The following is a 12,550-nucleotide window of genomic DNA, read 5'->3' as shown; positions in this document are numbered from 1 at the left end:
TCATAATGTTGTAGTAGAGTTACAAAAAAAGGCATCCACATGGATGCCTTTTTTTATTTCTAAAATTTCGTTTACTCTTAAGCCTGAGCTGAAGGGATTTGCTGAAACTTCACAGAAGCTTCTCCCTTAAATGCTTTTCTCGGCTTTAGATTCAATGTCTGGAACATCTCCTTATCTTCGACCACATCAGGATTAGGTGTCGTCAATAATTTATCACCAGCAAAAATCGAATTGGCTCCTGCCATAAAGCAAAGTGCTTGCTCCTCCATATTCATTCTTACTCTACCTGCTGATAGTCTCACCATCGCTTTTGGCATAATTATTCTCGCGGTTGCGATCATTCTGATCATTTCCCATACAGAAACTCTTGGTTGCTCAGCCAAAGGCGTACCTTCTACAGGCACTAGCGCATTTACAGGTACAGATTCAGGGTGCTCCTCCATTGTAGAGAGTGTGTGAAGCATGTCAATTCTGTCATCTTCTTTCTCACCCATACCTATAATTCCTCCTGAGCACACAGATATATTGGCTTTTCTCACATTATCAATCGTATCTAATCGATCGTCATATGTTCTGGTGCTTATGATATCATCATAATGCTCTTCACTCGTATCAAGGTTATGGTTGTAAGCATAAAGACCAGCCTCCTTAAGTTTAAGCGCTTGCTCTTCAGTAAGCATACCCAAAGTACAGCAAACTTCCATATCCATGGCGTTTACACCTTTTACCATGTCTAAAACACGGTCAAAATCTCTATTGTCTCTTACTTCACGCCATGCAGCTCCCATACAAAATCTTGTACTACCTGCTTCTTTTGCCGCTCTCGCGTTTTCCAAAACTTCCTCAGTTGGTAAAAGTTTATGCACTTTTACGTCTGTGTGGTATCTGGCCGCTTGTGGACAATAGGCACAGTCTTCAGGACAACCACCTGTTTTTACAGAAAGTAGCGTACATACCTGCACTTCAGAAGCATCATTATACTCTCTATGTACTGTAGCTGCTCTATATACTAAATCTAAAATTGGCGTATTAAATATTTCTGTAATCTCTTCGCGCGTCCAGTCGTTTCTTATCTCGCTCATAGGTAATTTCTTGATTTTATAAACTAGCGGTTCTTTCTTTTCTAAATTGAAGTCTAATTCTCGTCAAAATAAACACTTCTAGCCGAAAGACCCCAAGGAGAATTCTAATTTATTTCTAATTCGAAAGGCCATTTAGCCTGAAGGCCATTCATGCGCTGCACACTTCTAACCTGCTCAACGTAGTTATAGTACTCGCCAAGTTCCGACTCCAGCACTTTGGCTGAGCTCTCGCCTTCCAGGTCTTGCATGATTTGATCTATCAGTGAGCGCTGCTTAGGATAATATCTCACGCGATATTCACTCACGCCTGCCTTTTCTGAGGCTACGGCAATGGCATCTTCTAAGTCACCTAGCATATCAACTAAACCTCTTTCTTTGGCCTGGATTCCCGTCCAGACTCTACCTGAAGCAACGGATTTAATGGCTTCTACACTCATTCCTCTTCCTTCTGCTGCTTTGGTTATGAAAGTCTCATAGCCTTTTTCTACATCATTTTGAATTATACGTCTTTCTTGATCGGTAAGTGGCCTCGTCATTGTAATGTAATTGGAATACTCACCTGTAGCTACCTCATCATGTGTGATACCTAGTTTATTATTTAAAAAGCCTTTTGCATTAAATAACATCCCAAATATGCCAATAGACCCTGTAATGGTGGTCGGTTGCGCTATGATGGTATCACAAGCCATTGCCATATAATAGCCACCACTTGCAGCTAAATCTGACATTGAGGCTATCACTGGCTTTTCTGCAGCAGCGAGCTTAATCTCTCTCCACATAACATCAGAGGCCAAAAAGCTACCTCCTGGTGAATTTATTCGAAGTACAATGGCCTTGATTTTGTCATTTTTTCGGGCCTTTCTGATTTCTTTAGAAAAATTTTCTGAGCCAATTGTGTTTACATCACCTTTTCCAGACACAATGTCTCCAGATGCAACAATTACAGCGATTTCACTATCAGCTTTTTTGTAATTAGAATAACTCTTATTGTACTTATTGTACTTGATAAATTCTATCTCTTTATCTTCTTCTATACCGGCATTTTGTTTTAAAACACTCATAACCTGATCGAAATAATAAAGACTATCGACCAAATTAAGCGCCATGGCATCTTGTGGATTACGAACTTCCATACCGTCAGAAATGGCTTTTAAACGATCAGATGAAATGTTTCTACCAGTTGATATACTGTCGAGTAGATTACTGTTGATTGAGCTCAACATTTCGTTTATCTGTAATTTATTCTCCTGACTGAGGTCTTTTCTTATAAATGGCTCTACAGCACTTTTAAACTCACCAACCCTAAAGATTTGAGGTTCAATGTCCAGCTTCTCAAACATCCCTTTAAAAAATGTAACATTAGCGCCAAGACCATTAAACTCGAGGTCACCTTCAGGATGTAAAAATACCTGATCAGCAACTGACACTAAGTAATAGGAAGGCTCAGTATAAAACTCCCCGTAGGCAACAATAAATTTTCCTGAAGATTTAAAGTCAACAAGGGCTTCTCTCAACTCTTGTAAAACCGCCATCCCGGCCATCACATACGGAGCATCAAGGTATATCCCTTTTATCTTTTCGTCTGTTTTGGCTTGTACTATAGCTTCTTTAAGTTGCACCAACCCAATCGTGCTGGGCGCAGAGGGTAGAAACTCCAATGACTCTAACTGGTTGTCAAATTCTACCTCTGATATTGGCTTATCTAATTTAAGGTGTAGTACCGAATTAGACTTTACCTCAACGGGCGGCTCATCGGCAAGACTGCCAATTACAGCTACAAAAATTAGAATACTGACAACCGAAAAGATAATCAGCGCTACAAGGGTAGAAAGTATATTCTTAAGGAAATTCATTTATCAAGGGATATTAATCTGAACAAATTTACTGTGTTTGAACACATAATTAAAGGGCATGTTTTTAATTTTGGGCATTAATATGATAGATGGAATATATCTACTTTTAGGCACCAATTTAGGTGATAAAAAAATGCAGTTGTCTTTGGCAAAAACTGCCATTTCTGAACAAATAGGAGAAATCAGGCAAGAATCTTCAATTTATGAGACTGCTGCCTGGGGTAAAACAGATCAGCCTTCATTCTTAAATCAGGTAGTAGAAATTTGCAGTGATTTGGATCCTGTCAAAATGCTCGAAGTAATAAATACTATTGAGCAGAAAATGGGGAGATTGCGACAAGAGAAATGGGGAGAGCGACTTATCGATATCGACATTTTATATTACAAAAACCAAATCTGCAATGAACCCGATCTTCAAATACCTCACCCTGGCATCCCTAATAGGCGCTTTACATTAGTCCCCTTGGTTGAATTAGCACCCAATTTCAAACATCCTGTCCTGAACAAAACTAACACTGAGCTTCTCCATGCGTGTGAAGATGATTTGGAAGTAGCTGTAGTTTAAAATTTGATGTCACATAAAAAAGCCGCTAAAAGAGCTATACTAAATACTCCTTAGCGGCTTCTGATTTCTAAAAATGTAATGACTTACATACCCTCCACTTCTACTTCTCTGGCTATTTTCTTTACTAGCCCTTGCAATACTTTTCCAGGTCCACACTCAACAAACTTGGTTGCTCCGTCAATCACCATTTGATTTACAGACTGTGTCCATCTTACAGGTGCCGTAAGTTGAGCGATCAAGTTGCTTTTGATTACCTCGGTATCTGTTGCTGGCTGTGCATTTACATTTTGATATACCGGACAAATAGGGTTGTTAAAAGTCGTGTTTTTTATAGCACTCTCAAGCTCTTCTCTTGCTGGTTCCATTAAAGGTGAGTGAAATGCGCCTCCCACTGGTAGTGGCAATGCTCTTTTGGCACCTGCTTCCTTCATTTTCTTACAGGCTATTTCAATGCCTTTGTTAGATCCTGATATTACCAGCTGGCCAGGACAATTGTAATTAGCAGCCACCACTACTTCATCAATTTCTTCACAGATAGCTGCCACTTTCTCATCATCAAGACCAAGTATGGCCGCCATTGTAGAAGGATTAATCTCGCAGGCTTTTTGCATGGCCAATGCTCGCTGAGAAACCAGTCTTAAGCCATCTTCAAATGATAATGTCTTGTTAGCCACCAAAGCAGAAAACTCTCCTAACGAATGACCTGCAACCATATCAGGTGTAAATGCTCCTGATGTTTCGGCTAAAATTACTGAATGAAGAAAAACAGCCGGCTGAGTTACTTTAGTTTCTTTAAGCTGCTCTGCAGTACCTTCAAACATAATGTCGGTTATTCTGAAACCGAGAATATCATTGGCAGATTCGAATAGTGTTTTTGCCTTATCGTTATTTTCGTATAAATCTTTACCCATTCCAGAGAATTGAGCTCCCTGGCCAGGAAATACATATGCTACCATAATTTATCGTTTAAGTTGGGTTGCTAAATTAAACGATTCAGGAGCTTTCTAAAAATCTTTCCTTGAGTTCTGGTGAAGGCATGCGACATGTATCTCTTTTACCGAACCATTTGTATCTATTGGTGGCGATAAAGTCATAGACACCATCTCTGATGAAACGAGGCACTATAACAAACCCATAAAGCAGAAACCATAGACCACCTATATACTTAGATATTTCTAATGCAGCCCTGCTTTTCTTGTACAATCGGCCCTCTTTGGTGAGTAAAACAATGGTATTTAATGATTTGAATTCATCAGGAAGATGCTTATCGGCTGCTTCTGACTGTAGAGGAGCAAATTGGTACTTTTTACGCTCATCTCTATCGATCACGAAATTGATAGCACCATTGCACAAATTACATACTCCATCAAAAAATATTGTATCCTTTGCTACCTGAGCACTTGCACCCATCCTTTGATATTCTTTTTCGATTCTGCAGGATTTACAACATCAAACACTACTTCGGCCAGATAGTAATAAACTCCTGCTGCCACTTCTGCGCCACTATCATCTCTACCATTCCAGTTGATAAAAATATCATTCTCGGTACCTTTTTCACCTCTATAAGTATAGATAGGCTGCCCCCACCTGTTGTAAACTGTAAAAGTTACTGACTCAACAAAGCGGGCACATCTTTCTGAATTATCTCTGAAGCTTTCTGATGAAAATTCACAACCTGAATTAGGCGCTCCAAATGCTTTAAAAGTATCGTTACAACTGTTGTTGTCTCCTGGTGTGAAAACATTTGGCAATTCATAATTAGGGCAATTATCCACGCAAAAGGTTTCGCTAAACTCACTCTCGTTACCAGACCTATCAATCGCCTTCACCCGGTAACAGCCCTTGTAAGAATCTGTTTTTTGATGTAAATAGAAAGTATCCTGCACGGTGGCTAATAACTCAAACGTACCACCCACCTGCTCAGCAAAGTAGAGTTCGTATTTTCTAACATCATCCTGACATTCACCAATAAATTCTGTACTCCAGGTGATGGTATTTCTAAAGATTTGATTTGGAGACTCACACAAATCGCGGGCAAGGCTCTCACAACCAGGCCCCTCAATACTTACTACTGGCTGACAAGGAGGTATTGAATCACTCGGTTGCGCACATACCATTTGAGAAAAGTTAAACTGAGGTGATTCTATGTCAGGGTTACCGTATGTCCCTTTGGTTAAAACCTTATAACAATATACTTTTTCATCATCTATATCAATCGAGTCGATATATGTAAAGCCATTGGCTATAACATCGACTTTTGCGAGAAACTGCAAGTCTTCTTCAGCGGTACCTTCTAAACCTCTATATATCAAATGTTCACTGCCGGGAGGGGTGGCAATACTATTCGACCACGGCACCACGGCAGACCAATCTATCTGAATTTTTTTAGCTAAAGGTGTTGGTTCCAGTCTTACAGTAGAAGCTGAGGCGCCAAATATCTCTTCATCGCCACCTGCACCCGATGGGTCAACAATCGCAACTTTGTAATTATAGACCTTATTTAAAGTATTGAGGCCGGTATCCCTAAATCTAAGGTCTGCACTATCAAGGCCTGCTGTAATTTCACTGGATGTAATCACCTGCTCACTCACCATCACGCCATTGCTCTCATTAGTAAACCCTTCTGATCGATATACTCTAAAAGTATACGGTGGCACGAGCGTACCCAACTCGAAAGGTTCTCTCCAGGCAATTTCTACCTCACCATTATCTTCGTCTGTAACCTCTACCGAAACATGAGTAATAATTGGTTCTTCGGCTGGAATGAATTCATGACAAATCTCTTCAGAAACTATACTTTCGCCACCTTCCGGATCAGGGAATACAGCCACCAGGCGATAACAATATTTGGCTGCGGCCGCAACATTCGTGTCTTTATATGTTGTGACTGTTGGAGCTACTGTTGTGAGTAAAGAGTAACCGGCATTTTCTCTCATACCAGTCTCACACTCATCCGGGGTATAAGGATTAGAATCTACCCTACGCCATATTTGCATCGACTCAGCCTCATCTTCGCAGGTGTAATTGTCCCAATTCAATCTAAGCCCCTGACCTTCCTGATCGAGGGTAGTTACATCTGGACTCGGGCCCACTATCGTAATATTCCATGTGGCAAAAGACACGAGTTTGGGACCTTCAGCAGGTCGATCTGTTATTTTAAATACTACCTGATAGGGCTGCTCTCTAATATTGTCACAAGTAGTCACCCACCTAAATCGATAAGTGGCACTATCAGGGTTTGTACTTTGAAATACACCTTCATTAACAGGGTCTTTTTCGGCACCGAGGTCAAAAACCTGAGAAAAAGCCTCGATTTTCACATCATCCCCATCTGGGTCTGAACCTCGAATAATTTCGTCTATAGTCGTTCCTGCTTCAACACAAATATCTTCCGGTATATCTAGTTCTGGTCTTTCGTTGTCACAATCCTCAATAATTATTTGCATATCACGGGTGACAAAGCCAAGCTCAAAATATTGCCCGTTAATTTTCCTCCATTCTTTTACGATAAAAGCTATGTTGTATTCTCCTATTTGTCCGGGAGCATCCCAGGTAACCTCACCTGTGATAGGATCGATTTCAAAAACCGGTGGTCCATTTCCATTTTCATTGCCCTGAGCAGGGTTTTCATAAAAAATATCATCATTTACCGGCTCATAACCATCTACCACTGTTCCGATTTCTTTTTTAGGAATAACCAATTCGTATGAAAGGCTGTCTCCGTCTGGATCAAATGCACCTGGGTTATGAAAGAAAGCTACACCCGGGCATCCTCTATCAATAGGTGGAATGAGAAGCTTCGGAGAATTGTTGCATCCTAAAAAAGGATCAATATTTATTTCTGTTTCTACGTAAAATGTAGTCTCTACTGAGTTGTCTATATTAAGAACACCTTCGTTTCTATTAGGCTCAACATAACCGATTTTATATGTGCCAGGAGAGGCATAAGTATGTTCTATTGTAAACTCTGCGGTAGCTACTTCATCGCCCAGGTCGGGGCGAGATGTATTTTCTATTTGAGGTAAAACGACCGGATCACTACCATCTCCAAAGTCCAGAAAGCCTTCACCAAAGCGCACCTCTGATCCTGTATCTGTATAAACCCTGATTGTGATACGAAATATCAGTGCCTGACAACTTACTCGCTCTACAATGATCTCTCCTGCACGCAAATGAGTGGCTTCAGCTTTTTGAAAAACTCCGACTGTGAGGAGCAGAAAAAAACTGATCAAAAAACTAACCCCGCGAAAATTCTTTACTTTATTCAAATCAAAAAATTAGTTTTGTCTCGCGATTTCAAGAACATTAAATTTAATGAATAAGTTACAATATTTAATGATTGTTCTTCCAAAGACAGCAAAAATCGTGCAGCCATAGAGTAGTATGATTTACGAAAAAATGGCGGGCAAAGATTCAATAGAGATAATATGAGAGTAGTAAAAGAGATAAACCATCCTATATGTAAGGTGACAATTTTTAATTGGAATAGTAAATACCTTATAAAACTTGAACAAGGCGACATTGAGCAAACCTTCAAAATAGATGAAATGGATGTACTGGAAGAAAAAGATTTAGACGAAGTACTCAATGAAAGCTTTATGAAAGCCGCTCAAAAAAGATTTAAAGAGATGCATGATGCTCTTGAGGGCGCTACTGAGCATTTACTCTAATGCATATAAACCAGGAACCTATCATTGCCACCAGCTACATTGCCAGGCTGGGAGACGAGAAAAATCGATGTTTTCTTTCCAAAAAGTCGCTCTTTATTAAATATAAAGGCCGACTTGAGCAATTTGATTTATCAGATATTCAGGAATTAAATTTTAAGCATAAGCTACTTCTTCTTCCGCTGATCTTGGGAGGTATTCTGGCTCCCTTTGCTCTATTGGCTTTGCTAAAAGATTTGGGTAACCCCTGGTTGCTTTTAAGCGGTATGGTATTGGGCATCCTATTAATTTATTACGGCTATGATGGCACACCAACCCTGTCTATAGCAACTAAGGTGAAAGAGTTTGATTTCTTTATTAAAAAACCAACACCTAATCTTTTAGCTTTCTCAAAATACGCCAGGCAAATATTTACTTTTGGTGAAAAGGGTTCGTTCTTCTATTTGAAGGTGACGAATGACCTGGCTGAAGAGCATGAGTCTAAAGCCCAATTAACATTTTCCGACCAATGCAGGTTAAGCTATTACGATGAGGTTTTCAGGAAAAAGAACGAATACTTTGTTTTTGATCCTCTCCTTCTCGGAAAACATTTCGAGCTAATGACTGAAGAAGATAAAATTGTCCCGGTTATATCAGGAACTGTATCGGGGGAATATATCCGAATTGAGCATAGTTAGATTGAGCAGTTTATTCTATCTTTGAGTTCACCAAAATTGGGTTGAATGAAGCCTAAAGGCGATTCTAAAAATAAATCTTATGAACCAATTCTTCCGGGAACAGAAGACTGGCCGGTGGTTCAATTAAGTAAAAATCGCAAGCAGTTTATAGGAGAGGTTGTAGATACCGCGGTAGCCAGACTAAGCGCAGAAAATAATGGCAAAAATAACCTGAGAGATGAGATCGAGAACACCATGTATCTCGAGCAGCTGCGAATCAAGCAAAATCCATGGCGTGTAGACCCTGACGATGAGTATAAGTTTTGGTCATCTATAAAAGATGAGTTAGTAGATCTTGCCGGAGAAACCAACTCCAGAGCTAAAGAAGAAGCTCTAATAAGAAAAATCAGCTCGAGATACGCTCATGAAATAGCCGGTAACTTCAAGAAAAGCCGCTACAAGCTAGCGCGTGAGATTGTCAAATTTGGGTTTGCCAGATTACTTAATGCTACTCGTGTAAAACGTTTTGGTGCCTTTTTCAGAAACGAGTATACGCTAAGAGACAAAATACAAATCACAGGCAAGACAAAACTCCTGAGAAACCTTGCAAAAAAAGGCACAGTAGTGATGGTGCCTACGCATTTTAGCAATCTCGATTCTATTCTTATCGGGTGGATAATACATGTTATTGGGTTGCCGGCATTTATATACGGTGCGGGTCTTAATCTTTTTAACATAAACATCCTGGCTTATTTTATGAATAGCCTCGGTGCCTACAAAGTAGATAGAAGAAAGAAAAACCCTATCTATCTCGAGACTTTAAAAACCTATTCTAACCTGGCGATACAAAAAGGGGCGCACAGCCTTTTCTTCCCCGGAGGTACCCGATCGAGATCAGGAAGAATAGAAGATAGCCTAAAACTTGGGCTCCTTGGCACAGCTATGGAAGCACAGCGTGCCATATTTAAGGAGAAGCCAAACGGTAAGGCTGAGAAAATATTCATAGTACCGGTCGTTATTAACTATAATTTTGTTTTAGAAGCTCCGGCTCTCATCAATGAGTATCTCCAGCAAAAAGGCCAGGAGAGGTATTACTCTGAGTCAGATGAATATTCTTCTTCATACAAAATGATCAAATTCCTGATCAAATTTTTCACAAAAGGTTCTGACATCTCAGTTTCTATCGGGAGAGGTTTAGACCTTATGGGCAATTATGTAGATGAGCAGGGCCGTAGTATCGATAGACAAGGGAGGTTTATCAATACACGAGACTACTTCACATCAAATGGTGAAATAACGATAGATAAACAACGGGAGGAAGAATACACACGCCACTTGAGCGAAGTGATTGTGAAGGAGTACCACAGGATCAATCGTGTATTTGCCAGTCACCTTGTGGCTTTTGTAGCTTTTAGAATTTGGCGTAAAAGGTATCCCAAGCTTGATTTATATGAGTTTTTAAGACTGCCGGAAGAAGACTTGAGTATCGACTATGAGACTTTTAAAAAAGCATTTAAAAAATGCAGAAAAAAGGTAATGAAACTCAAGAAGAAAGATCAGGTAAATGTAGCTGCGCACCTCAAAGGAAAACTTGATGAAGTGATTAAACTCGGTATTGATAACGTAGGAATGTATCATGCACGCAGACCATTGATCATGGACAAATCAAACAATATACAAACCAAGGACTTAAACACCTTATATTACTACCACAACAGAATGGATGGCTATGACCTCGAAAAAATTGTCTAAAAAACCTGTAGCAGTAATCGGAGCTGGCAGTTTTGGGTCGGCCATTGCCAATATCCTGGCAGAGAAGAGTGAGGTACTACTCTACTCTCGAGATAGTGAAACCATCAAAAAAATAGCTGAAACGCGTACGCATCGCGGTCATAAGCTACATAAAAATGTAATACCTACCGGAGACCTAAGCTATATCGCAAATACTTGTGATATCATTTTTCCTATTGTTCCGTCTTCGGCTTTTAGGTCGATGATGCAGCTGCTTTCTCCGTATTTACACCCCTATCACATTCTCATCCATGGTACAAAAGGTCTTGATCTTTCACTACCTAAAGGAGAAACTTTGGAAACTGCAGAGGCTATTACTAGGGATAGTATCCGTACGATGAGCGAGGTAATACGTGATGAAAGCGTAGTGGTGAGAATTGGCTGCCTAGCCGGACCTAACCTTGCTCGCGAAATGGCCGATGAGCAACCAGCGGCTACAGTTGTAGCCAGCCGATTTAATGAAGTGATACGTGAAGGTGAAAAACTATTAAGAAATGATCGTTTTCAGGTTTATGGAAACAGCGATTTGATCGGTATAGAATTAGCCGGTGTACTCAAAAATATCATTGCCATCGCCTCAGGAGCTTTAAGTGGTTTGGGACTGGGAGAAAACGCCAAAGGCCTTCTCATTAGTCGTGGAATGATTGAAATGATCTACCTGGGCAAAGCCATGGGTGGTGATTTACATGCGTTTATAGGACTAGCCGGTGTCGGTGATTTGGTAGCCACATGTAACAGTACTCACAGTAGAAACTTTACCGTGGGGTACAGACTTGCAACGGGTGAAAATTTAGACCAAATCATCGAAAGCATGGAAGAAGTGGCTGAAGGTGTGAACACAGTGAGAATTGCAAAAAAGTTTGCCGAGCACTATAAAGTAAGGGCCCCAATTACTGAGGCCCTCTATTCTGTTTTATTTGAAGGACTCACAGTTGATCGAGCCCTACAATTTCTTATGAAATATCCCTATAATGTGGATATCGACTTCCTGGACTAAAGATGTGATTTAATATTCTGACAAACAGTAGCCAACTCTGCCTGTGACGGATTCAGCTTGGGTCTGGAGAAATTAATATCATCCATCGTATTCAGAGGTACAAGATGCACATGTGTATGAGGCACTTCAAGTCCGATTACTGCCACTCCTACTCTAAGGCAAGGAATTGATTTCTCTATGGCTTTTGCCACACGCTTTCCAAATACATGCAGGCCAGCAAGTTGATCATCTTCCAAATCATAGATGTAGTCTACTTCTTTCTTTGGCACTACAAGGCAATGTCCCTCCACGAGCGGGTTGATATCTAAAAAAGCGATAAAATCATCATTCTCAGCCACAATATGGCCTGGAATTTCTCTATTGATAATCTTCGTAAATAAGCTTGCCATTAGAGTCCTATTTCAATGATTTCAAATTCTATTTCACCACCAGGTGTTTCTATTTTAGCTTTATCACCCTCTTTTTTTCCCAACAAACCTCTACCAATCGGTGATTGTACAGATATCTTGTGTGCCTTCAGATCAGCTTCTTCTTCAGAAACGAGCATGTAAGTGAATGCCGCTCCATTTTTGCTGTTTTTGATTTTCACTTTAGATAAAATTGAAACTTTAGAGGTATCGATAGATCCTTCATCGATAACTCTTGCATTTCCTACTACCTCTTCTAACTGTGCTATTTTTGCCTCTAAATGCCCTTGCGCATCTTTAGCAGCATCATACTCTGCATTCTCACTTAAATCGCCTTTATCTCTTGCTTCAGCAATTTGCTTGGCAATATCGGCTCTACCCTTAGTCTTAAGCTCATTGAGCTCATTTTTGAGTTTATCTAATCCTTCTTTCGTATAGTAAGCGACCTTGCTCATAGTATATATATTTTAATTCTCTTATAAAAAACAAATAACGGCCACAGAGTCGTGAAACCGCTTTAATTGAATTCTTG

12 protein-coding genes are annotated in these 12,550 nt (G+C 40.1%); 5 read left to right on the top strand and 7 right to left on the bottom strand.

The window, feature by feature from the left end; all coding sequences use genetic code 11:
* Nucleotides 1-77: 77 nt before the first annotated feature.
* Both bioB and sppA read right to left on the bottom strand, forming a co-directional pair.
* A complete protein-coding gene (gene bioB / locus E1176_RS14055) occupies nucleotides 78-1,082 on the bottom strand; it encodes a biotin synthase BioB (RefSeq protein ID WP_155211266.1) in 1,005 nt (334 codons plus the stop codon).
* 104 nt (nucleotides 1,083-1,186) lie between these two features.
* On the bottom strand, nucleotides 1,187-2,935 hold the full coding sequence (sppA, locus tag E1176_RS14050) for a signal peptide peptidase SppA (RefSeq protein WP_155211265.1): 1,749 nt from the start codon (nucleotides 2,933-2,935) through the stop codon (nucleotides 1,187-1,189).
* Nucleotides 2,936-3,017: 82 nt separating this feature from the next.
* Between sppA and folK the strand changes: the two genes are divergently transcribed.
* The gene (gene folK, locus E1176_RS14045) at nucleotides 3,018-3,500 is read left to right on the top strand and encodes a 2-amino-4-hydroxy-6-hydroxymethyldihydropteridine diphosphokinase (protein ID WP_155211267.1); all 483 of its coding nucleotides are present in this window, start codon (nucleotides 3,018-3,020) and stop codon (nucleotides 3,498-3,500) included.
* 83 nt (nucleotides 3,501-3,583) lie between these two features.
* On the opposite strand, the gene fabD is transcribed toward folK, so the two are convergent.
* From fabD to E1176_RS14030, 3 genes are read right to left on the bottom strand one after another with little or no spacing between them, the layout of a single operon-like run.
* Nucleotides 3,584-4,456 (bottom strand): ACP S-malonyltransferase, encoded by an 873-nt coding sequence (gene fabD / locus E1176_RS14040; RefSeq protein ID WP_155211264.1) that lies wholly within the window; start codon nucleotides 4,454-4,456, stop codon nucleotides 3,584-3,586.
* A 37-nt stretch (nucleotides 4,457-4,493) separates the two neighbouring features.
* Nucleotides 4,494-4,910 carry a thiol-disulfide oxidoreductase DCC family protein gene (locus E1176_RS14035; RefSeq protein ID WP_155211263.1) on the bottom strand — a complete coding sequence of 139 codons (417 nt, stop codon included), beginning with the start codon at nucleotides 4,908-4,910 and terminating at the stop codon, nucleotides 4,494-4,496.
* Nucleotides 4,889-7,768 (bottom strand): T9SS type B sorting domain-containing protein, encoded by a 2,880-nt coding sequence (locus tag E1176_RS14030; protein ID WP_155211262.1) that lies wholly within the window; start codon nucleotides 7,766-7,768, stop codon nucleotides 4,889-4,891. The genes E1176_RS14035 and E1176_RS14030 overlap by 22 nt, the downstream gene beginning before the upstream one ends.
* Nucleotides 7,769-7,927: 159 nt before the next feature.
* Here E1176_RS14030 and E1176_RS14025 point away from each other — a divergent pair, with 159 nt between their 5' ends.
* From E1176_RS14025 to E1176_RS14010, 4 genes are read left to right on the top strand one after another with little or no spacing between them, the layout of a single operon-like run.
* On the top strand, nucleotides 7,928-8,170 hold the full coding sequence (locus E1176_RS14025; protein WP_155211261.1) for a hypothetical protein: 243 nt from the start codon (nucleotides 7,928-7,930) through the stop codon (nucleotides 8,168-8,170).
* Nucleotides 8,170-8,844: a hypothetical protein gene (locus tag E1176_RS14020; protein ID WP_155211260.1), complete on the top strand. Its 675-nt coding sequence runs from the start codon at nucleotides 8,170-8,172 to the stop codon at nucleotides 8,842-8,844. Before E1176_RS14025 ends, E1176_RS14020 begins: the two co-directional genes overlap by 1 nt.
* A 45-nt stretch (nucleotides 8,845-8,889) precedes the next feature.
* Complete coding sequence (locus E1176_RS14015; protein WP_155211259.1) at nucleotides 8,890-10,575, top strand: 1-acyl-sn-glycerol-3-phosphate acyltransferase; 1,686 nt, start codon at nucleotides 8,890-8,892, stop codon at nucleotides 10,573-10,575.
* Nucleotides 10,553-11,611, top strand: a complete 1,059-nt coding sequence (locus E1176_RS14010) for an NAD(P)H-dependent glycerol-3-phosphate dehydrogenase (RefSeq protein ID WP_155211258.1) — start codon at nucleotides 10,553-10,555, stop codon at nucleotides 11,609-11,611. The genes E1176_RS14015 and E1176_RS14010 overlap by 23 nt, the downstream gene beginning before the upstream one ends.
* On the opposite strand, the gene E1176_RS14005 is transcribed toward E1176_RS14010, so the two are convergent.
* Together E1176_RS14005 and greA are read right to left on the bottom strand one after the other, a co-directional pair.
* Nucleotides 11,608-12,000, bottom strand: coding sequence for an HIT family protein (locus E1176_RS14005; RefSeq protein ID WP_155211257.1), 393 nt, complete (start codon nucleotides 11,998-12,000; stop codon nucleotides 11,608-11,610). The genes E1176_RS14010 and E1176_RS14005 overlap by 4 nt on opposite strands.
* Nucleotides 12,000-12,473 carry a transcription elongation factor GreA gene (gene greA / locus E1176_RS14000; protein WP_155211256.1) on the bottom strand — a complete coding sequence of 158 codons (474 nt, stop codon included), beginning with the start codon at nucleotides 12,471-12,473 and terminating at the stop codon, nucleotides 12,000-12,002. Before greA ends, E1176_RS14005 begins: the two co-directional genes overlap by 1 nt.
* Nucleotides 12,474-12,550 lie beyond the last annotated feature (77 nt).

The organism is Fulvivirga aurantia, from assembly GCF_009711475.1.
Classification (GTDB): domain Bacteria; phylum Bacteroidota; class Bacteroidia; order Cytophagales; family Cyclobacteriaceae; genus Fulvivirga; species Fulvivirga aurantia.
The sequence above is the reverse complement of the archived record's forward strand: the minus strand, read 5'-3'. Positions and strand labels throughout refer to the sequence as shown.

Excerpts from the sequence above, each read along its gene's own strand:
- bioB (WP_155211266.1), bottom strand. The coding sequence starts at position 1,082 with ATGAGCGAGATAAGAAACGACTGGACGCGCGAAGAGATTACAGAAATA.
- sppA (WP_155211265.1), bottom strand. The coding sequence starts at position 2,935 with ATGAATTTCCTTAAGAATATACTTTCTACCCTTGTAGCGCTGATTATC.
- folK (WP_155211267.1), top strand. The coding sequence starts at position 3,018 with ATGATAGATGGAATATATCTACTTTTAGGCACCAATTTAGGTGATAAA.
- fabD (WP_155211264.1), bottom strand. The coding sequence starts at position 4,456 with ATGGTAGCATATGTATTTCCTGGCCAGGGAGCTCAATTCTCTGGAATG.
- E1176_RS14035 (WP_155211263.1), bottom strand. The coding sequence starts at position 4,910 with ATGGGTGCAAGTGCTCAGGTAGCAAAGGATACAATATTTTTTGATGGA.
- E1176_RS14025 (WP_155211261.1), top strand. The coding sequence starts at position 7,928 with ATGAGAGTAGTAAAAGAGATAAACCATCCTATATGTAAGGTGACAATT.
- E1176_RS14020 (WP_155211260.1), top strand. The coding sequence starts at position 8,170 with ATGCATATAAACCAGGAACCTATCATTGCCACCAGCTACATTGCCAGG.
- E1176_RS14015 (WP_155211259.1), top strand. The coding sequence starts at position 8,890 with ATGAAGCCTAAAGGCGATTCTAAAAATAAATCTTATGAACCAATTCTT.
- E1176_RS14010 (WP_155211258.1), top strand. The coding sequence starts at position 10,553 with ATGACCTCGAAAAAATTGTCTAAAAAACCTGTAGCAGTAATCGGAGCT.
- E1176_RS14005 (WP_155211257.1), bottom strand. The coding sequence starts at position 12,000 with ATGGCAAGCTTATTTACGAAGATTATCAATAGAGAAATTCCAGGCCAT.
- greA (WP_155211256.1), bottom strand. The coding sequence starts at position 12,473 with ATGAGCAAGGTCGCTTACTATACGAAAGAAGGATTAGATAAACTCAAA.